Origin of the sequence: Advenella faeciporci, assembly GCF_014652395.1 — a bacterium.
GTDB classification, from domain to species: domain Bacteria; phylum Pseudomonadota; class Gammaproteobacteria; order Burkholderiales; family Burkholderiaceae_B; genus Advenella; species Advenella faeciporci.
Genome location: NZ_BMYS01000012.1, coordinates 31,474 through 51,610, shown reverse-complemented (window position 1 = coordinate 51,610; position 20,137 = coordinate 31,474). Strand labels below are relative to the sequence as shown.

The window sequence follows — 20,137 nt, the reverse complement described above, 5'->3', positions numbered from 1 at the left end:
AACCCATTCAACCTCATCTGAAATTCGACATCGAATGTAGGCTTGCTCTATGTGCTGCACTTCAAGGGCTGTTCATGGGGTAAGGAGAGACGCTGCTGAGGTTTTCATTGACGTCCAGTTCCCTGCCAATATAAGGGAACGCGCGTTGTGCGCATTGTGGCCGCTCGCACACCCTGCAGCCCATGCCGATGGGGGTGGGAATATCAGGATTGCTGAAATCCAGTCCTTTTGCATAAACCAGTCGATGGGCATGTGCGACATCGCAACCCAGTGCGACAGCGAAATCTTTTGTTGGTTGTCCGAAGCCACCGGTCTGACGGCATACGGTACGCGCAATCCACAGGTACACACGTCCGTCGGGCATGCGTGCCAGTTGCCGGAGAATCCGCCCGGGACTTGAGAAGGCTTCGTAGACATTCCATAAAGGACAGGCGCCACCGACACGGGAGAAATGAAAGTGGGCAGCAGACTGGCGTTTTGATATATTGCCCGCGCGGTCCACGCGGATGAAAAAAAACGGCACGCCCGTTGCATCGGGTCGCTGCATGGTGCTCAGGCGGTGACAAACGGTCTCGAAGCTGACACCAAACCGTTGTCCCAACAGATCGATGTCATATTGCAATTGCTCGGCAGCGGCCAGGAACTGTCGGTAGGGCAGGATCAGCGCTGCCGCAAAATAGTTGGCCAGACCCAGGCGTACTAATTTACGTACCGCCTGACTGGAAAAGCGTGGCACGTCCACCATGCGTTCAAGCATGGTGTCCAATTCCAGAAATGCCAATTGTGTTCCCATTTGAAAGGCCCGCTGCCCGGGTGTGATATGCGGTGGCAGGCTAAGCTGCCTCAGCGCCGGGTTGTAGGCGCGTTGCAGGCCCTTTTCTGTGGGCAGGGTGTCCACCATAACGCCGTGTTGTTCGCGCAAGCGCTGCTCCAGTCGGTCTGCCAGGCCAGGTGTGGGCACGTCGGCCAGTCCCCAGGCGGTATGGCATTGCTCCGCGTGCGCATCGAGCTGGGCGAAATGATTGTGATGGGTAAAGAAAAAGTCGCGTGCTTCCTCGTAGGGTTGTGTCTGTATCAGCAGTGCGTCTGCAGGATTGCCGGGATCCTGATGGGTCATTTTTTCAGCCATGGCTTCCAGCCGCTCCGCCGCTTCGCGGTGACGGCGGTGCAGATCAATCAAAACCCGGCCTACAGCCGGCATATTCGTTGCGATCTCGCGTATTTCAGCCTGTGATATTCTGGCCCCTTCGTGTCCGCCAAGCGCCGATGCCGGCAGGGTGGCAGCCACTTCGTGCAGTGCAGCGACCATTCGCGTTTGTTCGTCGTCTGAAAACGTGTTGACGTCCATATTGAACACTTCGCTCAAACGGCGCAGGACCGGCATGGTCAATGGCCGCTGGTTCTGTTCAATCTGATTCAGGTAGCTGGGTGAGAGGCCCAGCATGCGGGCCAGCCCTATCTGGGTCAATTTGCGCTCCTCGCGCAACCGGCGTAATCGCACGCCCATAAATACTTTTCGCATGGTGGCCATTGAATATAATACCGACTTGATAATGCTGATTAAATAGAAAATTCGCAAGATTTGCAAATATGCAGTATGGGGTTTACCAATATTCGCCTTGTTATTAATGCAATTTCTGGTAATTTTGCGTAAACTGCAAATATTGATTGTAGCGTATTATTTGCATTGTAGAGTAGCGGAGGAATACCATGACACAAGCACCCGAAACAACGGGCTTTAAACCAAAGAAATCAGTGGCCTTGTCTGGCGTTATCGCTGGCAATACCGCATTATGTACCGTGGGTCGCAGCGGTAACGATCTGCATTATCGTGGTTACGATATTCTGGATCTGGCGCAAGCCTGTGAATTTGAAGAGGTCGCTCACCTGCTCATTCACGGCAAACTGCCCAACAAGGCTGAACTGGCCTCCTATAAACTGAAGCTTCGCCGTCTGCGCGGCCTGCCTGTTCAATTGCAGGATGCGCTACAGGCCTTGCCGGCTTCCAGTCATCCCATGGATGTCATGCGTACGGCCGTCTCGGTACTGGGTTGTGTGTTGCCTGAAAAAGATGATCATAACCTGCCGGATGCGCGCGATATTGCAGACCGTCTGATGGCCAGTCTGGGCTCGGCTCTCCTGTATTGGTACCACTATAGCCATAATGGCAAGTGTATCGATGTCGAAACCGGCGATGACAGTATCGGCGGGCATTTTCTTCATCTGCTGCACGGTGAGGCCCCGCCTGATGAGTGGGTTCAGGCCATGCATACTTCGCTGAACCTGTACGCTGAACATGAGTTCAATGCATCCACGTTCACCTGCCGGGTGATTGCCGGAACAGGTTCGGATATGTATTCGGCCATTACCGGTGGTATCGGCGCATTGCGCGGCCCCAAGCACGGTGGTGCCAACGAAGTCGCTTTTGAAGTGCAAAAACGCTACGAAACACCGGATGAGGCCGAAGCCGATATTCGTCGCCGCGTAGAGAACAAAGAGGTCATCATTGGCTTTGGTCACCCCGTGTATACGATTTCCGACCCGCGCAATAAAGTCATCAAGGAAGTGGCGCGCAAACTGTCGGCAACGCAGCAGAACATGAAAATGTTCGACATTGCCGAACGTCTGGAAAGCGTCATGTGGGATATCAAGAAAATGTTCCCGAATCTGGACTGGTTCTCGGCCGTGTCCTATCACATGATGGGCGTGCCTACCGCCATGTTCACGCCGCTGTTTGTGATTGCGCGCACTGCAGGCTGGGCAGCGCATATCATCGAACAACGTATTGACAATAAAATTATTCGTCCGACCGCCAATTATATTGGCCCTGAAGACCAAACATTCATTCCGCTGGACAAGCGTTGATTCCTATGAATACTGAAAACCGCAAGCCACTGCCCGGCACGGGGCTGGATTACTTCGATGCGCGAGCTGCCGTTGATGCCATTGCACCCAACGCCTACGATACGCTGCCGTATACCTCGCGTGTATTTGCTGAAAACCTGGTGCGTCGCTGCGACCCGGCAACCCTCACGGACTCACTCAGGCAACTGATTGAACGCAAGCGTGACCTGGATTTTCCGTGGTTTCCTGCGCGTGTCGTGTGTCACGATATCCTGGGTCAGACCGCGCTCGTAGACCTGGCCGGGTTGCGCGAGGCGATTGCCAGGGAAGGGGGCGATCCTGCCCAGATCAATCCGGTGGTGCCCACGCAGTTGATCGTGGACCATTCGCTGGCCGTCGAATATGCCGGTTTTGACAAGGACGCCTTTGCCAAAAACCGTGCTGTCGAAGATCGCCGCAATGACGACCGCTTTCATTTTATCAATTGGACCAAGAAGGCATTCAAGAACGTCGATGTGATTCCACCGGGCAACGGCATCATGCACCAGATCAATCTGGAGCGGATGTCACCGGTCATTCACAGTCGTGATGGGATTGCTTTCCCGGATACCCTGGTTGGCACCGACAGTCATACGCCTCATGTCGATGCGCTGGGTGTTCTCGCCATTGGCGTGGGGGGGTTAGAGGCCGAGAGTGTGATGCTGGGTCGTGCGTCCTGGATGCGTTTGCCTGACATTATCGGTGTTGAATTGACCGGGCAATTGCAGCCAGGCATTACCGCCACCGACCTGGTTCTGGCCCTGACCGAGTTTTTGCGTAACCAGAAAGTGGTCTCGTCTTATCTGGAATTCTTCGGTGAAGGTGCGTCCCGCCTGACGCTGGGCGATCGTGCCACCATTTCCAATATGACGCCCGAGTATGGCGCTACTGCCGCGCTGTTTTACATTGATCAGCAAACGATTGATTACCTGAAACTGACCGGTCGTGATGACGAACAGGTCAGGCTGGTGGAAACCTATGCCAAACAGACGGGTCTGTGGGCCGACAGTCTGAAAACCGCGCAGTATGAACGCGTCCTTTCCTTTGATTTGTCAACGGTGGTACGCAATCTGGCCGGCCCATCCAATCCGCATCGTCGCGTACCCACTTCAGAGCTTGCCAGCCGGGGTATTGCCGGTGTGGTTGAAAACGAACCGGGGCTGATGCCCGATGGTGCGGTGATTATTGCCGCGATTACCAGTTGCACCAATACAAGCAACCCGCGCAACGTGATTGCGGCCGGGCTGTTGGCACGTAACGCCAACGCACGCGGCCTGGTACGCAAGCCGTGGGTCAAATCATCACTGGCGCCAGGCTCCAAAGCAGTTCAGCTGTATCTGGAAGAGGCTAATCTCTTGCCCGAGCTGGAGAAGCTGGGTTTTGGTATTGTGGGCTTCGCCTGTACCACCTGTAACGGTATGAGCGGTGCGCTGGATCCTGTTATTCAGCAGGAAATCATCGACCGTGACCTGTATGCGACCGCCGTTCTATCGGGCAACCGTAACTTCGATGGCCGTATCCACCCCTATGCCAAGCAGGCATTCCTGGCATCGCCGCCGCTGGTTGTGGCTTACGCGATTGCCGGTACCATTCGCTTTGACATCGAGAAAGACGTGCTGGGTACCGACCGGAACGGTCAGCCGGTGACCCTGAAGGATATCTGGCCCAGCGACGAAGAAATCGATGCCATTGTGGCGAGCAGCGTGAAGCCAGAGCAATTTCGCAGCGTGTACGAACCGATGTTCGCGATCAATGCTGATGATGGTGAGTCAGTCAGTCCGTTGTACGAATGGCGTCCGCAAAGTACCTACATTCGCTGCCCACCGTACTGGGAAGGCGCGTTGGCAGGCGAACGCACGCTCAAGGGCATGCGTCCGCTGGCGGTGTTGGGTGACAACATCACAACCGATCACCTGTCGCCTTCCAATGCTATTTTGCCGAACAGCGCTGCCGGAGAGTATCTGGCCAAGATGGGTTTGCCACCAGAGGACTTTAACTCTTACGCAACCCACCGTGGTGACCACTTGACCGCACAGCGGGCCACATTCGCCAATCCCAAACTGCTCAATGAAATGGTGCAGGAAAACGGTGCGGTCAAGCAAGGCTCTCTGGCGCGCATCGAACCGGAAGGTAAGGTGGTGCGTATGTGGGAAGCCATCGAAACCTATATGGAACGCAAGCAGCCGCTGATTATCGTGGCGGGTGCAGACTATGGCCAGGGTTCTTCACGTGACTGGGCGGCCAAGGGTGTGCGTCTTGCGGGTGTCGAAGCGATTGTTGCGGAAGGGTTCGAGCGGATTCACCGTACCAATCTGGTTGGCATGGGTGTATTGCCACTGGAATTCAAGCCGGGTGTCAATCGCAAGACGCTGAACATTGATGGTACGGAAATCTACGATGTGGTGGGTAAGCCCGAACCACGCTCAACACTAACGCTGGTGATTCATCGTAAAAATGGCGAACGTCTGGAAGTACCGGTGACCTGCCGTCTGGATACCGCCGAAGAAGTCTCCATCTATGAGGCCGGTGGGGTTCTGCAACGCTTTGCGCAGGACTTTCTTGAGACGCCCGCAACCAGTCAGGCATGATGACAAATATGGAAAAAGCAATGACAAAAGCGCCACAGATTAAAATTGCTGCCACCTATATGCGGGGTGGCACCAGTAAGGGTGTGTTTTTTCGGCTGAGTGATTTGCCCGAAGTTGCCCAGACGCCTGGTGCCGCGCGCGACGCACTGTTGCTGCGCGTGATCGGCAGCCCGGATCCTTATGGCAAGCAAACCGACGGTATGGGCGGTGCGACTTCAAGTACCAGCAAGGTTGTGATTCTGTCGAAAAGCGAGCGTGCCGGACATGATGTTGATTATCTGTTCGGTCAGGTGTCCATCGATCAGCCTTTTATCGACTGGAGCGGCAATTGCGGAAATCTGTCGGCGGCCGTGGGACCTTTTGCGATCAGCAATGGGTTGATCGATGCCGACCGTATTCCGGAAAATGGTGTTGTCACCGTATCCATCTGGCAGGCCAATATCGGAAAGACCATTGTGGCCCATGTGCCCATCACCAATGGTCAGGTGCAGGAAACAGGCGATTTTGAGCTGGATGGGGTGACTTTCCCCGCCGCCGAAGTGCGGCTTGAATTCCTGGATCCGGCAGCAGACGAAGAGGGCGCTGGCGGTGCCATGTTCCCTACTGGCAATCTGGTTGACGAGCTGGATGTACCCGGTGTTGGCAAGTTGCAGGCGACCATGATCAATGCAGGTATTCCAACTGTGTTTGTAAATGCCAGGGATATTGGCTTTAGCGGCACGGAGCTGCAGGATGATATCAACGGTAACGCCGATACACTGGCCATGTTTGAAACCATTCGCGCGCATGGTGCGCTGCGAATGGGGCTCATTGCCAATATCGAGGAAGCCGCCCGTCGCCAGCACACACCCAAGGTGGCTTTTGTGGCTGAGGCGGCTGATTACACGGCATCCAGCGGCAAACAGGTATCTGCCGATAGTATCGACCTGGTTGTACGGGCGCTTTCCATGGGTAAATTGCATCATGCCATGATGGGCACCGCAGCGGTTGCTATCGGTACGGCTGCAGCCATTCCCGGTACCCTGGTCAACCTTGCGGCAGGCGGTGGTGAGCGTGAATCTGTTACCTTCGGTCACCCTTCAGGTACATTGCGGGTGGGTGCACAGGCGATTGAAGAAAACGGGCAGTGGGTTGTGAAAAAAGCACTCATGAGCCGAAGCGCCCGTGTCCTGATGGAAGGCTATGTGCGGATTCCGGCCGATTCGTTCTGAAAGCGCCAGAAAATTGATTAACTTTTAATATTGTTAAAGAAGGATTTATTGCATGTCGACAAGAAAGCAACTCAGATCACTCGTTGAAGCGCGCCAGGGTATTATCGTTCCCGGTGCATTTAATGCTTTGTCGGCCAAAGTGATTGCCGATCTTGGCTTTCAGGCCATTTATGTGACGGGTGCGGGTGTAACCAATATGTGGTTTGGCATGCCTGATCAGGGTTTTATGGGTTTACATGAAATCGCCGAGCATACCGCCAGAATCCGTGATGCAGTAGATGTGCCACTGATTGTCGATGCTGATACCGGGTTTGGCAATGCCCTGAATGTTCGTCACACTGTCCGGGTTCTTGAGCGTGCCGGTGCCGACTGCATTCAGTTGGAAGATCAGGTTGCGCCCAAGCGTTGCGGTCATTTCTCAGGCAAAGAGGTGATTTCAACCGAAGAAGCGGTCAGCAAGATCAAGGCGGCGGTCGACGCACGTCACGATCCTGACTTCTTGATTATGGCGCGTACCGATGCGGCAGCCACCCATGGTTTTGAGGCGGCGATCGAGCGTGCCCAGAAATTCGCTGAAGCCGGTGCCGACATTCTGTTTGTGGAAGCTGTCACAGAAGCCGAGCAAGTGCGCGCGCTTCCCCAGCGTCTTGCCAAGCCGCAGTTGATGAACATGGTGATTGGTGGCCGCACGCCTATTTTCAATGCCGATCAGCTGGCCGAGCTGGGCTTTGGCATCGTGCTGTATGCCAATGCGGCCTTGCAGGGCGCCGTTACCGGCATGCAGAAAGCCCTGACGGTGTTGCGCGACGAGAAGGAAGTGCAAGAGTCCAGCGGGCTGGTTGCGACGTTTGCTGAAAGGCAGCGCCTGGTGAGCAAGCCTGAATGGGACGAGCTGGAACGCCGCTACTCCTGAACAAGACCTGGCTTGTTGTCCAGCGTCTCTTTGCGTTCTCCATAGCCTCTTCAAATAGCCGCCCTTGATATCGGTCACCTGTCTGGTGGCCGACCGGGGCGCGCTTCTTATCTCAGATTCTTTGAATCCCAAACCGCTTTACCCTCCAGCAAAGTTTGCATTGGCGTCTGTTCTATGATCTTAATCCATTGCGCTTTTCCCTAAAGAACAGTAGTGATCCAGGTTCAAGTCAGCCGATCAGCAGGAATGAGAGTTTTAGCATAAGTTTGCAAATTGATTATTAAATGATATATATAAACTGTGCAGGGATAAACTACGAATGCTTAAATTATATGTTGTAGGTGGATGGTGATTGGTGTAGGTCCTTTTTCAATCAAGCTTGTTTTGCTGGCAATTGTCCTGTTGCTGGCATGGTCAATAGCCCGGTTTCTGGCGAAATATCCGAAAAATGATAAACGCAAGGCGGCCGGTGGGTTGTTGCTTGATGCCGTATTCTGGGGCTTTGTTGCGGCCCGGGTGGCACATATTATCCAATGGCGGGACGAATATCTCCAGAAGCCACTGTCGATGCTTGCGGTTAGTGATGGCGGTTACCTGTGGTGGGCGGGATTTCCGGTGGCCATTGTCTATGTTTTGTGGCGCACCAGGAAAATACGTATCGTGCGCCAACCGGTTCTGATGGGGCTTGCCGCCGGCATCTTGATATGGTTTGCCTCCAACCACTGGCTTGGCATGATGCAGCGGTCATCAATAGATTTTCCAGATGTACAATTGGCAACATTTGATCAACAGCCGGTTTCTTTAAGTGCATATCGCGGGAAGCCGGTTGTGCTTAATTTGTGGGCGAGCTGGTGTCCGCCATGCCGTCGTGAAATGCCTGCTTTTGAGCAGGCCCAGGAACAATTCCCTGATATTGCGTTTGTCATGGTCAATCAGGGTGAAAGCCTGAAAAAGGTCCAGGATTTTCTTCAGGCAGAGCAATTGATGTTAAACAATGTTTTGCTGGATCCGGCTTCTGGGGTGATGCATCAGGTGCGAGCCAGGGGCTTGCCAACAACTCTGTTTTTTGATGCACAAAGGCAGTTGCAGGGTGTGCATATGGGTGAAATAACCGCGGCTGGCCTGAAAAGCAAAATAGCTCAGTACTTTGATTGAGTTTTTGATTGCAGTTCAATATTTGAGAATATAGCGCTGTCTTAAAGGCCTGGGGCAGCCGGGCAGCCAGACGGAAGAATTTGTAGTCCCGCTAAAGGTTTTGGTCATCATCCAGATGAAATTTATGAATAATACGGTGGGCCAGTGGCGCCAGAATGATACCCAGCGTTCCTATAAAAACCAATCCGACACACATGCTGTAGAGCGCAAAGAAGACCTTTCCAGCAACGCTTTCGGGCAAAATGTACGGGCCTAAGCCGCCAATAATAAGGGCCGTGTTAAGCAAGGCATCATGCCAGTTTATTGGCTCCAGTATAAGATGGGCTATCACGCCAATGGCCATCGTGACCACCAGGACAATAAGCGCATAAAAAACATGGGCAAGCAGGCGATATCTGAAATGTCGTGCCGGTAATAAGGGTTGTTTTTTTGATTCGTACATTATGCTGAAACCATAGAATACAAGCGCTTTGGCCGTTTCATTCGGGCTTGTAATGGCTGTGATCTTACTGATCGTATCTGAATCTGTCAAACCATCGCACCATTAAGGCTTAATGGATGTTCCGATGCCAGCGGTAGGGAAAGACGGGCTTTGTTATAGTAATCAAGCCATAATTGAAATGGATTCCATTAAATTATTTTGTTATAACTGTATGATTTTATTTATAAAAATAATAATTCTGTCGGGAACGCATGGGGGTTGGGATCAATCTAACCAAGTGGCTGATTGTATATTAAACAAATAGTTAATCAATGATCAGCCATCAAGCTTCAGTTCTTGTAACTATATGGAGTTGCGGTCATGAAAAACTTTGTTAAAGTAGTGCTACTCGCATCAAGCATGGCAGCAGGTGTGGCATATGCTGATGGGCTTAGGGAGTCTGGTTATCCATTTGTGCCTAATGCGGCCAGCCCTTATATAGGGCAAAAAGTTGAGCAGATCAGCCGTACAGATTCCGACTATCCCAGGATTTTGATTAACAGTGGAGTAGCCCGTGAAGTCGTTATGCAGGAATTGGTTGATTATAATAGGGTTAACCCATATTCATTCTATTCTTACTAGTGGTCAGGTCAGTCAGGGTCATGCATGTTTCAGATAATAATCCAGACTGACAATGTTGCCGAATTCGGGAAATTCAGGGTCTTGCAGGGTGTTGGCAGGGTGAGTTTCTCGATTTCGGTATTTTATATTGGCAGAAATGGTAGTCTAGCTCTATCGGTCAGGTGTATTGGATGCCTTCAAGGCTTACAAAACCGGGCCTTTTTTCTAAATATTTGAATGGAATTTAATCAATGAGCGATCTTTTTTCGGGCTATGATTTGGCCGGATTGCATATGAATAATCGTATTGTGATGGCACCCATGACGCGCTCCAGAGCCGTTAATACGGTTGCCAATGAGCAAACCGCCCTTTATTACCAGCAAAGAGCCAGTGCAGGCCTTATTATTACCGAGGGTTCACAAATTTCCCATCAGGGTGTGGGGTATTTGTTTACGCCTGGCATGCATAGCGCTGAGCAAATTGAGGGTTGGAAGAAAGTAACGGGTGCAGTGCATGAAAAGGGAGGAAAAATTTTCAGTCAGCTTTGGCATGTAGGGCGCATCTCTCATGTTACTTTGCAGGAAAATGGCGCTGCGCCGGTTGGGGCAAGCAATAAAACGGCAGAAAATGCCACTGCGTTTGCTTATGATGAAAATGGCAACCCTGCCAGGATTCAGGCCAGCCAGCCCCGTGCCTTGTCTACCGAAGAGGTGGAGGGGGTTGTTCAGGATTTTGCCAAGGCGGCCGCCAATGCGCTTGAGGCCGGGTTCGACGGGGTGGAAATTCATGGTGCCAATGGTTATTTGATTGAGCAATTCATCAATGCGGGCATCAATACCCGTGAGGACCGTTATGGGGGTAACACGGCTGAGGGCCGTTTGGCCTTTGTGCTGGAAGTGGTTGATGCAGTAGTAGCCAAAATTGGCAGGCAGCGGGTTGGTATTCGTCTGTCACCTTTTAACCGGATTTTCGATATGCCCGCGTTTGAAGGTGAGGCGCAAACCTGGCTTGAATTGGCCCGCCTGCTTTCAAGCAGAAATCTGGCATATGTTCATATCAGTAACCGCAAGGCCATCATTAATAACCCTCATGGGAAGGACTTCCTTGAAAAATTCAGGAAAGCTTATGCCGGCACTTTGATCCTGGCGGGTGAATACACCAAGGAAGAAGGCCAAAGAGACTTGCAGGAAGGCCTGACTGATCTGGTTGCTTTTGGCCGTCCATTCATCTCCAATCCAGACTTGGTAGAGCGGCTGAAAAACGATTGGCCCCTGACGTCTTTTGATCCTGCCACCTTTTATGGGGGCGGTCAGGAAGGCTATACCGATTACCCTGAATATCAGGAAGTTGTTGATCAGGTGACCAATTAAAGCTTGCCATTTCCGAAACAGCGGGGCAAGAATAGCGTGTTATTTTTCTCAATAAAAAATTTACAGGCCATTGCATGAAAAAATCTCTTATTACATTTACTATCATCACTTTATTGGGCAGCAGTGCTGCCATAGCGCAAGCGGTTGCAGTTGATACGCTGTCAAACGGTGTCAGGGTGGAACACACCAAGTTGGGCAATGGTGCCAGTCCCAAGCCTGCTGATACCGTTAAGGTTCATTACCGTGGCACTCTGCTTGATGGCACTGAATTTGATTCTTCCTACAAACGCAACGAACCCATTTCGTTTCCCTTAAGCCGGGTTATCCCCTGTTGGACCGAAGGTTTGCAAAAAATGAAAGAGGGGGGTTCTGCGGTATTGTTTTGTCCCTCACGTTCGGCCTATGGCGAGCGTGGCGCCGGTAATGCCATTCCTCCTAACAGCGATTTGAAATTTGAGGTCGAGTTGCTTAAGGTCAATTAAGTTCGATAGGGAAAAGCATGTTTAGGCAAGACTGTTTGCTTTAAGCGTAAGGTAAAGCAGGCAGTCGGGATGTTAACGGATAAAGCGCTTCAGCACGTCCCGGAACAGGGGCGTGTTGGCTTCTTCCAGCCATTCGAAGGCCACCATTTCCCGTGATACGATTTCTGCACCATTTTGTTGCAGGCGTTGCAGGGCCAGTGCTTTATCCCGTGGATGACGTGAGCCAACCGCTTCATCCACAATAAAAACCTCGCGGCCGTTAGCCAGCAGATCCAGGGCGGTTTGCTGCACGCATACATGCGCTTCAGTGCCAACAATAACCCATTGCCGGCGTTCGGAAAAAGGTATGTTCAGTAAATTTTCACCAATAACGGCTGAAAAATGGATTTTTTCCATTATAAGCTGTTCGGGTATGCGCGAAAGCAAGTTTGAGTCGGTGTGCCCCAAACCCTTGGGGTATTGTTCTGTTGCCAGAACAGGTATGCCAATGGCTTGGGCGACATCAACCATCCAGATGGCCTGGGCAAGTACCTCTTGGCCTTGATTAATTGCGGGCAACATGCGGCTTTGAATATCAATAACCAATAATAATGATTCTGACGCCTTGATTCGCATGAGATCTCCTTGATGAAAGGGGGGCCGCTTTTCATTCCGGACGGGTATTACAACATTACCTTATGCCAGGCGGGTTAGCCAGCCATGGGTATCTTCTTCCAGCCCATATTGGATGCCGGTTAATTTATTGCGTAAGGCAACAGTTACTTTTCCGGCTGGGGCGTTTTCATCACCAATAATGAAATCTTTGCTTTTCAGGGCACTGATAGGAGCGATAACAGCAGCAGTGCCGCAAGCGAATGCCTCTGTAATTTCACCCGAATTGATGCCATCACGCCATTCTTGCAATGCCACCTTGCGCTCTTCCACTTTCAGGCCCATGTCTTCGGCCAGCTGAATCAGGCTGGCACGGGTAATGCCTTTAAGAATGCTGCCAGAGGGTTTGGGGGTGATAAGCGTACCGTCTTTGCGGACCAGGAAGATATTCATGCCGCCCAGTTCTTCAAGGTAAGTGTGCTCTTCGGCGTCCAGGAAAAGTACCTGTGAACAGCCATTGGCATAGGCTTCTTGTTGTGGCAGCAAAGAGGCGGCGTAGTTGCCACCACATTTGGCCTCGCCGGTGCCACCTTTGCCGGCACGGGAAAATTCGGAGGCCAGCCAGATGGAAATGGGCTGCATGCCCTTGGCAAAATAGGAACCGGCAGGGCTGACAATCACATGATAGGCGGCGCGTTCTGCAGAGCGGACTCCCAGGAAGCTTTCGTTGGCAATCATGAACGGGCGGATATAGGCACTGGTTTCAGGGGCGCTGGGCACCCAGGCCTTGTCTACGCTAATCAGTTGTTTCAGTGACTCAATGAACAGGTCTACAGGCAGCTCGGGCAGAGCCAGGCGCCGGGCAGACAATTGAAAACGCAGGGCGTTGGCTTCAGGGCGGAAAGTCCAGACAGATCCATCTGCGTGACGATAGGCTTTTAAGCCTTCAAAGATTTCTTGCGCGTAATGAAGTACGGAAGCGGCCGGATCCAGTTGTAAAGGACCATAAGGAACAATACGGGCATCGTGCCATCCTTGCTCGCGGGTCCAGTCAATGGTTGCCATGTGGTCGGTAAAATATTTGCCAAAACCCGGATTTTGTAAAATGGCATTACGCTCTGCCTCGGGTAGTGGATTGGCATTGCGGTTAATTGTAAATTCAACTTGATTTGCGGAAGTAGTGTTCATGATGAATGAGGCTTTTGTATAAATGGGTCAGGTGGCAGAATTTGTTCCCGCCGTGTATGACAAAATGATAACAACGTTAATTATAGGGGGTAAATGACTGACGACAAGCAATATATGCAGCCATGCTCAAACTCAATCATGCGCTTGTGGCAAGTATGAAAATTATTGTCATAACCCTGTTTCATTTTTAATTTTCTCTTGCGTGCCGGAGGATTCCCTATTGACAGGTTTTTCGTCTGGGAGAATGTTGCATTTATACCTGAACATACTGTTTTTAAAATGAAAAATGGTAATTTTCCTGTATTAAGATATTTTAATAAGATGTTGGATTTGATTAATAAAACGAAAACAAATGTATCAAAACAACACTATTACAATAATTTACAAATTCATGTAAGAAATAAAACTTGCAACCTGCGCTTTATGTAATAAATCGCTTCCATTATTTAGGCTTTATGAGAATAAATTTTTTGTAGATACAGTCAAAATAAGGGATTGATTACGTTCGTTAATTAAATAATTTGATTTTTATTGAATTAAATTGTTACTTTTATGATTTTTAAAAAATTAATTATTAAAAATATATTTGCAATAATTAAATATATTTTTGATATAAATAAAAATAAATGAAATTTAAATGAGGAGTAAGAATGTTTCTAAAGTAATCATCTGGTGTTATTGTTCTCCCCAAAAGTTACATGTTTTTCTATTTTTAATATTAGCCGCATTAAGTTTGTTTTCTGTTTTTGCTGTAGCAACCCAATTATTTGTTAAGCAATCAAAAGATGATGAGTAGAGATGCGGTACTTCTATATATTGTTTGGAGAGCGCTACAAATGAACCATATCTACAAGTCTGTTTGGAATGAACATACAGGCGCCTACGTTGCCGTATCTGAAAAAACAAAAACCAAAGGAAAACGCAGTGGCAGTATTCTTTTCAAAACAGTGGCGGCCGGTATTTTGGGTTTTTGCCTAACCGGCGGAGTAGCCAATGCCCAGGTAAATTCAGGCCTCAATAATCTTTCCAATCTGTCCACCACTGCCGCTTTGTCACCTGTAATGGGCATTCTTGGTGGGTTAACCGGTTCACAAGGTTCAACAGCAACCAATTTGCTTGGTGGTGTGCTTGATCCAGTTCTGGGTTTGGTGGGTGGTTTAACCGGTGGTCAATCCAGTACAGGCACCGGTGGTTTGCTTGATCCTGTTCTGGGTCTGGTCGGTGGTTTGACGGGTGGCAATGGTGGTTTGCTGGGTGGCGGCAGTGCGGGTGCTGGTGCGATTACCGATGTACAGGGAACAGTTGACCGACTGGTCGACAATACTGCCCTGGCTCCAGTCGGTGGCCTGGTCAACGGTCTGGTCGATCCACAAGCCGGTGCGTTGGCGCCTGTTACCGGTCTGGTTAACGATTTGACTTCCGCCAGTGGCCCGTTGGCACCTGTCGGTGGTTTGGTAAATGGCCTGGTTGGCGATCAGGGTGCACTCACTCCTGTTGTGAGTACTGTGAATGGTTTATTAAGTGGCGTAACCGGTGGTTTGACCGGTGGTGCCCAAGGCGGTCCATTGGATCCAGTTCTGGGTTTGGTGGGTGGTTTAACCGGTGGTCAATCCGGTACAGGCACCGGTGGTTTGCTTGATCCTGTTCTGGGTCTGGTCGGTGGTTTGACGGGTGGCAATGGTGGTTTGCTGGGTGGCGGCAGTGCGGGTACTGGTGCGATTACCGATGTACAGGGAACAGTTGACCGATTGGTCGATNGGCGATCAGGGTGCACTCACTCCTGTTGTGAGTACTGTGAATGGTTTATTAAGTGGCGTAACCGGTGGTTTGACCGGTGGTGCCCAAGGCGGTCCATTGGATCCAGTTCTGGGTTTGGTGGGTGGTTTAACCGGTGGTCAATCCGGTACAGGCACCGGTGGTTTGCTTGATCCTGTTCTGGGTCTGGTCGGTGGTTTGACGGGTGGCAATGGTGGTTTGGTGGGTGGCGGCAGTGCGGGTGCTGGTGCGATTACCGATGTACAGGGAACAGTTGATCGACTGGTCGACAATACTGCCCTGGCTCCAGTCGGTGGCCTGGTCAACGGTCTGGTCGATCCACAAACCGGTGCGTTGGCGCCTGTTACCGGCCTGGTTAACGATTTGACTTCCGCCAGTGGCCCGTTGGCACCTGTTGGTGGTTTGGTAAATGGCCTGGTTGGCGCTCAGGGTGCACTGACCCCTGTGGTGGGTACCGTTAATGGTTTGTTAAGTGGCCTGACTGGAGGCTTGACCGGTGGTGGCCAAGGTGGCCCATTGGATCCCGTCCTTGGTCTGGTTGGCGGTTTGACCGGAAGTACCGGTACTACTGGTTCTGGCGGTTTGTTAGGCGGTTTGCTGGGTGGCGGTCAGTCCTCTGGTGGTCTGTTGGACGGCTTGCTGGGCGGTGGCCAGGGCGGTGGCCTGCTTGGTGGTTTACTGGGTGGTGGCGCTCAAGGTGGTTCAGGCAATGTGCTTGATTTGGCTACTGGTATTACCTTACCCCAAAACCAGCTCGGCAACACACTTGACGGTGTGTTGACACCTGTTTTGAAACCGGTTGAAGGCCTGCTTAACTCCCTGTTGGGTGCCTTGGCTCCGGTTGTTAATCCGGTTGTAGGCGTTGTTAATGGTGTTACAAGCAACCTGGGTATCGAGTTGCCACAAAATCTGCATCTGGATCTGGTTGATGATTTGTCGTTGGCATTGCAGGGCAAACAGCCACTGGACCTGGCATTGTTGCAATCTGACGGTAATATTTTAGGTTTGGTGCAGCCTGCTGCTGCACCAAACCCAGGCACACCAATCCCGGCTCCGGTTGTTGGTGAAATTGCAATTGGTGGTGGAGAAATAAACGGTTTGGGTACCGGTGCTATTGCTACCGCTAATGGTGCAGGCGCCATGGCGATTGGTGATGGAGCCAAGGCCAGTGGTGCATTAACGACCGCTTTGGGTACAGGCGCAGCGGCTACGGCTGAGGCTACTGTGGCCTTGGGTGGTGCCGCTTCTGCGGCAAAGGCTGGCGCTACTGCTATAGGCTCTGGTGCTTCTGCCGCGGGAGAGGGTTCTACCGCTTTAGGTTTAGGTGCTCTGGCGACAGTCAATAACTCTGTGGCAATCGGTGCGCTTGCTCAAGCGACAGCAACAAATGCTGTTGCCCTGGGTACAGGCTCTGTTGCCAACGAAGCCAATACCGTTTCAGTCGGTTCAGTGGGTAATGAGCGTCGTATCACTAATGTTGCAAATGGCACTAAAGGCAGTGATGCCGCTACCGTTGGACAATTGACACCAGTTATTAATGCATTGGGTGGTGGTGCCAACATCGCGCTAAACGGTACAGTGACCGGCCCCACTTACAATGGTTTCTCTGATGCCAGTCAGTCATTTACTGATGTGGGAAGTGCCTTGTATTACCTAGATACTCGTGTTACCGACCTTGAAAATAACGGTGTAGGTGGCAATAATCTGGTACAGCAAGATACTGTTTCAAGAGATATTACTGTCGGTAAAGATACCGATGGCAGTGTGGTGAACTTTCAGAATAAAGACAGCCAGGCCCGTAAGTTGACTGGCGTGGCAGCGGGTGCAGTTAATGCAACAAGTACCGATGCTATCAACGGTGCTCAATTGCATGCGACCAATCAATCCATTGCCGATGCGCTGGGTGGAAATACAGTAGTTAATATTGATGGTTCCATTACTGGCACCACCTACAATATCAATGAGATTACTCAAGGTGGTATTGTTAACAATAACTACACTAATGTTGGAGATGCTTTTAACAGCGTCAGTAATTCCGTAACCAATCTATATAATCAGGTTAATGATGGCAAGATTGGTCTGGTTCAGCAGGCAAGTCCCAATGCAGCTATTACTGTCGGTAAATCTACAGGTGGCAATGAGGTTAACTTCAGGAATGAAAGTGGTGAAGCCCGTCGCCTGACCGGTGTTGCTGAAGCGGTTGACGGAACCGATGCAGTGAACCTGGATCAGGTTACCCGTATGGTTCAGGGCGCGACACCTGCTGACTTAACCGAAGTGCGCAACGACATCTCAGCCTTGCGGGGTGATGTCCGCCGTGTTGAAAAACGCGCTGACGCCGGTGCCGCAACTGCCATGGCGGTTGCAGGTTTACCGCAGGCTTATCTGCCAGGCAAGAGCATGGTTTCCATGGCTGGTGGTGTTTATGCCTCTGAGTCTGGTTATGCTCTTGGCGCATCTACGGTTACCGAAAACGGTAAGTGGGTTATTAAAGGCAGCGTGGCCGGCTCTTCACGCGGCCAAATGGGAGCAACCATTGGCGCGGGTTATCAGTGGTAATACCAAGGTAGGGCTTTGGTCTTAGCCCTCGTTGTCATACAGTAAAAACCGCTATTCCTTACACGGAATAGCGGTTTTTTATCTATGTAAACCTATACCTTTTTGGTATGAGTTGCAATAAATTCCGTATTAGACCCATCAGGCTAGTGCTTATATACTCTTGAAATATTTATGAAAAGAAGTATTGCATCAGAGGACAAGATGGACGCGACAATTGTTGAAGTTAATACCCGGATTTTGGATATTCCCACTATCAGGCCACACAAAATGTCTGTGGCAACCATGCATTGCCAAAGCATAGTGCTGGTGCGCATCAAGACTTCTGATGGCATTGAAGGTATTGGAGAGGCAACAACGATTGGTGGCTTGAATTATGGCGGCGAAAGCCCCGAAAGCATCAAGACCAATATTGACAGTTATTTTGCGCCACTCATTATTGGACAATCAGCCACTAAACTGGCTGCGTTGCGCAAATTAATCAATAAAACCATTAAAGATAATCGTTTTGCCAAGTGTGCAATAGAAACGGCTTTATATGATGCCTATGCCAAACGTCTTGGCGTTCCCCTTAATGCCCTGTTTGGTGGGGTGGTGGCTAATGAAATTGGCGTGGCCTGGACACTGGCCAGTGGCGATACGCAAAAAGATATAGCTGAAGCAGAGCAGATGCTGGAAACACGCCGGCACAATATATTCAAGCTTAAAATTGGCATGCGCTCGCCCAAAGACGATATCAAGCATATCGCCGCCATCAGGAAGGCCGTGGGTGATGATGTCAGCATTCGTGTTGATATAAATCAGGGTTGGTCTGAAACCCAGACGGTACAAAATCTTCGTGCCTTGGCGGATGTTGGTGTAGAGTTGGTAGAACAGCCCATTCATGAGAAAAACCTGGCAGGCATGCAGCGTTTGACAGCGCTGGGCATTGTGCCAATTATGGCCGATGAATCCCTGAAAGGACCGGAAGACGGGTTTACGCTTGCATCACAGCACTGCGCCAATGTGTTTGCCATCAAGATTGAGCAGGCGGGTGGCTTGCAGCATGCCCGTGATTTGATTGGTATTGCCCAGGCGGCTGATATCGCCTTGTATGGTGGTACGATGCTTGAGGGTTCGATTGCAACCATTGCGGCTGCCCATTTGTTTTCGACTTTAAACAATCTGGAGTGGGGTACCGAGCTGTTTGGCCCGCTCTTGCTGAAAGATGAAATTCTGGCAACGCCGCTGGATTACAGCGATTTCACCCTGAAAATTCCAACTGGTCCGGGTCTGGGTATCAGTCTTGATGATGATAAGGTGAGTTTTTACACACGAAAATAACGGCTGGATAAGCGTTAAATATTTATTGAAATTTTTAATCACTTCGCAAAAGGAAGAGACATTATGAGTAAAGAGTCAGTTGCCGCTTTGCTGGCACAAATGCAAGGTACAGAATCCCCCGTTGCCGATGAGCGCATTAAAGCAATCATCAATCGTATTATTAGCGATTTGTTCAATACGATCGAGGATTTTGATATTACGCCCAGCGAGTTCTGGACTGCATTGAATTTCCTGGGTAACAGTGGTCAGGAATATGGCCTGATCGCAGCTGGTCTGGGTTTTGAGCGTTTGCTTGATATCCGTCTGGATGAGGAAGAGGCCGCTGCCGGTATTACCGGTGGTACACCACGTACTATTGAAGGCCCCCTGTATGTGGCCGGCGCGCCAGAGTCCGTAGGATTTGCCCGCCTGGATAAGGATGGTGAGATTGGCGAGCCGCTGGTGATGGAAGGTGTGGTGCGTGATGAAGCAGGCAATCCGCTGAAAAACGCTTTGGTTGAAGTATGGCATGCCAACCATTTAGGCAATTATTCCCACTTCGATCCATCACAAGAGCCGTTTAACCTGCGTCGCAGCATTCGTACCGATGACAATGGCCGTTACTGTTTCCGCAGTGTGTTGCCGGTTGGTTACAGTGTTCCTCCCGGTGGCGCCACCGATGTGATCCTGAAAAAACTGGGTCGCCACGGTCATCGTCCGGCACACATCCACTTCTTTGTGACTGCTGAAGGCCAGCGCAAGCTGACAACCCAGATCAATATTGATGGTGATCCATACCTGTGGGATGACTTCGCTTTTGCAACCCGTGATGGATTGGTTCCTGCGGTCAAGAAAGAGTCTGATCCTGAAGTGATCAAGAAATATGAAATGAATGGTCCATTCTCTCATATCGAATTCAACTTTGACCTGCACGCTGATCGCAAGGATTTGATCGGTACTGAAGTAACCCGCGCTCGCGCACAAGCTTAATGTCTGCACCTTTTCAGCATGGCTGGGAAGGTGGTTGCCATAAAAACAGCTTGAACAAGCTCTTTTTCTGTAACAATGCCGGCATATTCC

15 protein-coding genes and 1 pseudogene are annotated in these 20,137 nt (G+C 50.8%); 12 read left to right on the top strand and 4 right to left on the bottom strand.

Annotated features, from left to right (window positions below; all coding sequences use genetic code 11):
- Positions 1–61: 61 nt before the first annotated feature.
- Complete coding sequence (locus IE074_RS09290; protein WP_189385192.1) at positions 62–1,522, bottom strand: short-chain fatty acyl-CoA regulator family protein; 1,461 nt, start codon at positions 1,520–1,522, stop codon at positions 62–64.
- A gap of 188 nt (positions 1,523–1,710) precedes the next feature.
- Here IE074_RS09290 and prpC point away from each other — a divergent pair, with 188 nt between their 5' ends.
- The 5 genes from prpC (at position 1,711) to IE074_RS09265 (ending at position 8,750) form a co-directional block, all read left to right on the top strand.
- Positions 1,711–2,865 (top strand): bifunctional 2-methylcitrate synthase/citrate synthase, encoded by a 1,155-nt coding sequence (prpC, locus tag IE074_RS09285; protein ID WP_189385191.1) that lies wholly within the window; start codon positions 1,711–1,713, stop codon positions 2,863–2,865.
- A 5-nt stretch (positions 2,866–2,870) separates the two neighbouring features.
- A complete protein-coding gene (acnD, locus tag IE074_RS09280) occupies positions 2,871–5,471 on the top strand; it encodes a Fe/S-dependent 2-methylisocitrate dehydratase AcnD (RefSeq protein WP_189385190.1) in 2,601 nt (866 codons plus the stop codon).
- Positions 5,472–5,491: 20 nt separating this feature from the next.
- Positions 5,492–6,682, top strand: a complete 1,191-nt coding sequence (prpF, locus tag IE074_RS09275; protein ID WP_189385189.1) for a 2-methylaconitate cis-trans isomerase PrpF — start codon at positions 5,492–5,494, stop codon at positions 6,680–6,682.
- Between the two features lie 52 nt (positions 6,683–6,734).
- The gene (locus IE074_RS09270; protein WP_189385188.1) at positions 6,735–7,595 is read left to right on the top strand and encodes an isocitrate lyase/PEP mutase family protein; all 861 of its coding nucleotides are present in this window, start codon (positions 6,735–6,737) and stop codon (positions 7,593–7,595) included.
- Positions 7,596–7,940: 345 nt separating this feature from the next.
- Positions 7,941–8,750, top strand: coding sequence for a TlpA disulfide reductase family protein (locus IE074_RS09265; protein ID WP_308429756.1), 810 nt, complete (start codon positions 7,941–7,943; stop codon positions 8,748–8,750).
- Positions 8,751–8,841: 91 nt separating this feature from the next.
- Here IE074_RS09265 and IE074_RS09260 read toward each other — a convergent pair whose 3' ends face one another.
- Positions 8,842–9,192: a two pore domain potassium channel family protein gene (locus IE074_RS09260; protein ID WP_189385187.1), complete on the bottom strand. Its 351-nt coding sequence runs from the start codon at positions 9,190–9,192 to the stop codon at positions 8,842–8,844.
- 360 nt (positions 9,193–9,552) lie between these two features.
- On the opposite strand from IE074_RS09260, the gene IE074_RS09255 reads away from it, so the two are divergent.
- From IE074_RS09255 to IE074_RS09245, 3 genes are all read left to right on the top strand, one after another.
- Entirely contained in the window at positions 9,553–9,813 is a 261-nt protein-coding gene (locus IE074_RS09255) for a hypothetical protein (protein ID WP_189385186.1), read from the top strand.
- Between the two features lie 230 nt (positions 9,814–10,043).
- The gene (locus IE074_RS09250) at positions 10,044–11,162 is read left to right on the top strand and encodes an alkene reductase (RefSeq protein ID WP_189385185.1); all 1,119 of its coding nucleotides are present in this window, start codon (positions 10,044–10,046) and stop codon (positions 11,160–11,162) included.
- A gap of 74 nt (positions 11,163–11,236) precedes the next feature.
- The gene (locus tag IE074_RS09245) at positions 11,237–11,644 is read left to right on the top strand and encodes an FKBP-type peptidyl-prolyl cis-trans isomerase (protein WP_189385184.1); all 408 of its coding nucleotides are present in this window, start codon (positions 11,237–11,239) and stop codon (positions 11,642–11,644) included.
- A 72-nt stretch (positions 11,645–11,716) separates the two neighbouring features.
- Here IE074_RS09245 and IE074_RS09240 read toward each other — a convergent pair whose 3' ends face one another.
- Together IE074_RS09240 and IE074_RS09235 are read right to left on the bottom strand one after the other, a co-directional pair.
- Positions 11,717–12,259, bottom strand: a complete 543-nt coding sequence (locus tag IE074_RS09240; protein WP_189385183.1) for an isochorismatase family protein — start codon at positions 12,257–12,259, stop codon at positions 11,717–11,719.
- A gap of 60 nt (positions 12,260–12,319) precedes the next feature.
- The gene (locus IE074_RS09235; protein ID WP_189385182.1) at positions 12,320–13,423 is read right to left on the bottom strand and encodes a branched-chain amino acid aminotransferase; all 1,104 of its coding nucleotides are present in this window, start codon (positions 13,421–13,423) and stop codon (positions 12,320–12,322) included.
- Between the two features lie 785 nt (positions 13,424–14,208).
- Between IE074_RS09235 and IE074_RS15115 the strand changes: the two are divergent.
- The 4 genes and pseudogenes from IE074_RS15115 to catA all read left to right on the top strand — a co-directional run.
- Positions 14,209–14,346 (top strand): annotated as a pseudogene (locus IE074_RS15115) (ESPR domain-containing protein); the annotation flags it as partial.
- An 871-nt stretch (positions 14,347–15,217) separates the two neighbouring features.
- A complete protein-coding gene (locus tag IE074_RS15065) occupies positions 15,218–17,758 on the top strand; it encodes a YadA family autotransporter adhesin (RefSeq protein ID WP_189385181.1) in 2,541 nt (846 codons plus the stop codon).
- Between the two features lie 171 nt (positions 17,759–17,929).
- Positions 17,930–19,078: a muconate/chloromuconate family cycloisomerase gene (locus IE074_RS09225; protein WP_373297804.1), complete on the top strand. Its 1,149-nt coding sequence runs from the start codon at positions 17,930–17,932 to the stop codon at positions 19,076–19,078.
- Positions 19,079–19,141: 63 nt separating this feature from the next.
- Complete coding sequence (catA, locus tag IE074_RS09220) at positions 19,142–20,047, top strand: catechol 1,2-dioxygenase (protein WP_189385180.1); 906 nt, start codon at positions 19,142–19,144, stop codon at positions 20,045–20,047.
- Positions 20,048–20,137: the final 90 nt, after the last annotated feature.

Coding starts and splice junctions, on each gene's coding strand:
- IE074_RS09290 (WP_189385192.1), bottom strand. CDS start 1,522: ATGCGAAAAGTATTTATGGGCGTGCGATTACGCCGGTTGCGCGAGGAG.
- prpC (WP_189385191.1), top strand. CDS start 1,711: ATGACACAAGCACCCGAAACAACGGGCTTTAAACCAAAGAAATCAGTG.
- acnD (WP_189385190.1), top strand. CDS start 2,871: ATGAATACTGAAAACCGCAAGCCACTGCCCGGCACGGGGCTGGATTAC.
- prpF (WP_189385189.1), top strand. CDS start 5,492: ATGACAAAAGCGCCACAGATTAAAATTGCTGCCACCTATATGCGGGGT.
- IE074_RS09270 (WP_189385188.1), top strand. CDS start 6,735: ATGTCGACAAGAAAGCAACTCAGATCACTCGTTGAAGCGCGCCAGGGT.
- IE074_RS09265 (WP_308429756.1), top strand. CDS start 7,941: ATGGTGATTGGTGTAGGTCCTTTTTCAATCAAGCTTGTTTTGCTGGCA.
- IE074_RS09260 (WP_189385187.1), bottom strand. CDS start 9,192: ATGTACGAATCAAAAAAACAACCCTTATTACCGGCACGACATTTCAGA.
- IE074_RS09255 (WP_189385186.1), top strand. CDS start 9,553: ATGAAAAACTTTGTTAAAGTAGTGCTACTCGCATCAAGCATGGCAGCA.
- IE074_RS09250 (WP_189385185.1), top strand. CDS start 10,044: ATGAGCGATCTTTTTTCGGGCTATGATTTGGCCGGATTGCATATGAAT.
- IE074_RS09245 (WP_189385184.1), top strand. CDS start 11,237: ATGAAAAAATCTCTTATTACATTTACTATCATCACTTTATTGGGCAGC.
- IE074_RS09240 (WP_189385183.1), bottom strand. CDS start 12,259: ATGCGAATCAAGGCGTCAGAATCATTATTATTGGTTATTGATATTCAA.
- IE074_RS09235 (WP_189385182.1), bottom strand. CDS start 13,423: ATGAACACTACTTCCGCAAATCAAGTTGAATTTACAATTAACCGCAAT.
- IE074_RS09225 (WP_373297804.1), top strand. CDS start 17,930: ATGAAAAGAAGTATTGCATCAGAGGACAAGATGGACGCGACAATTGTT.
- catA (WP_189385180.1), top strand. CDS start 19,142: ATGAGTAAAGAGTCAGTTGCCGCTTTGCTGGCACAAATGCAAGGTACA.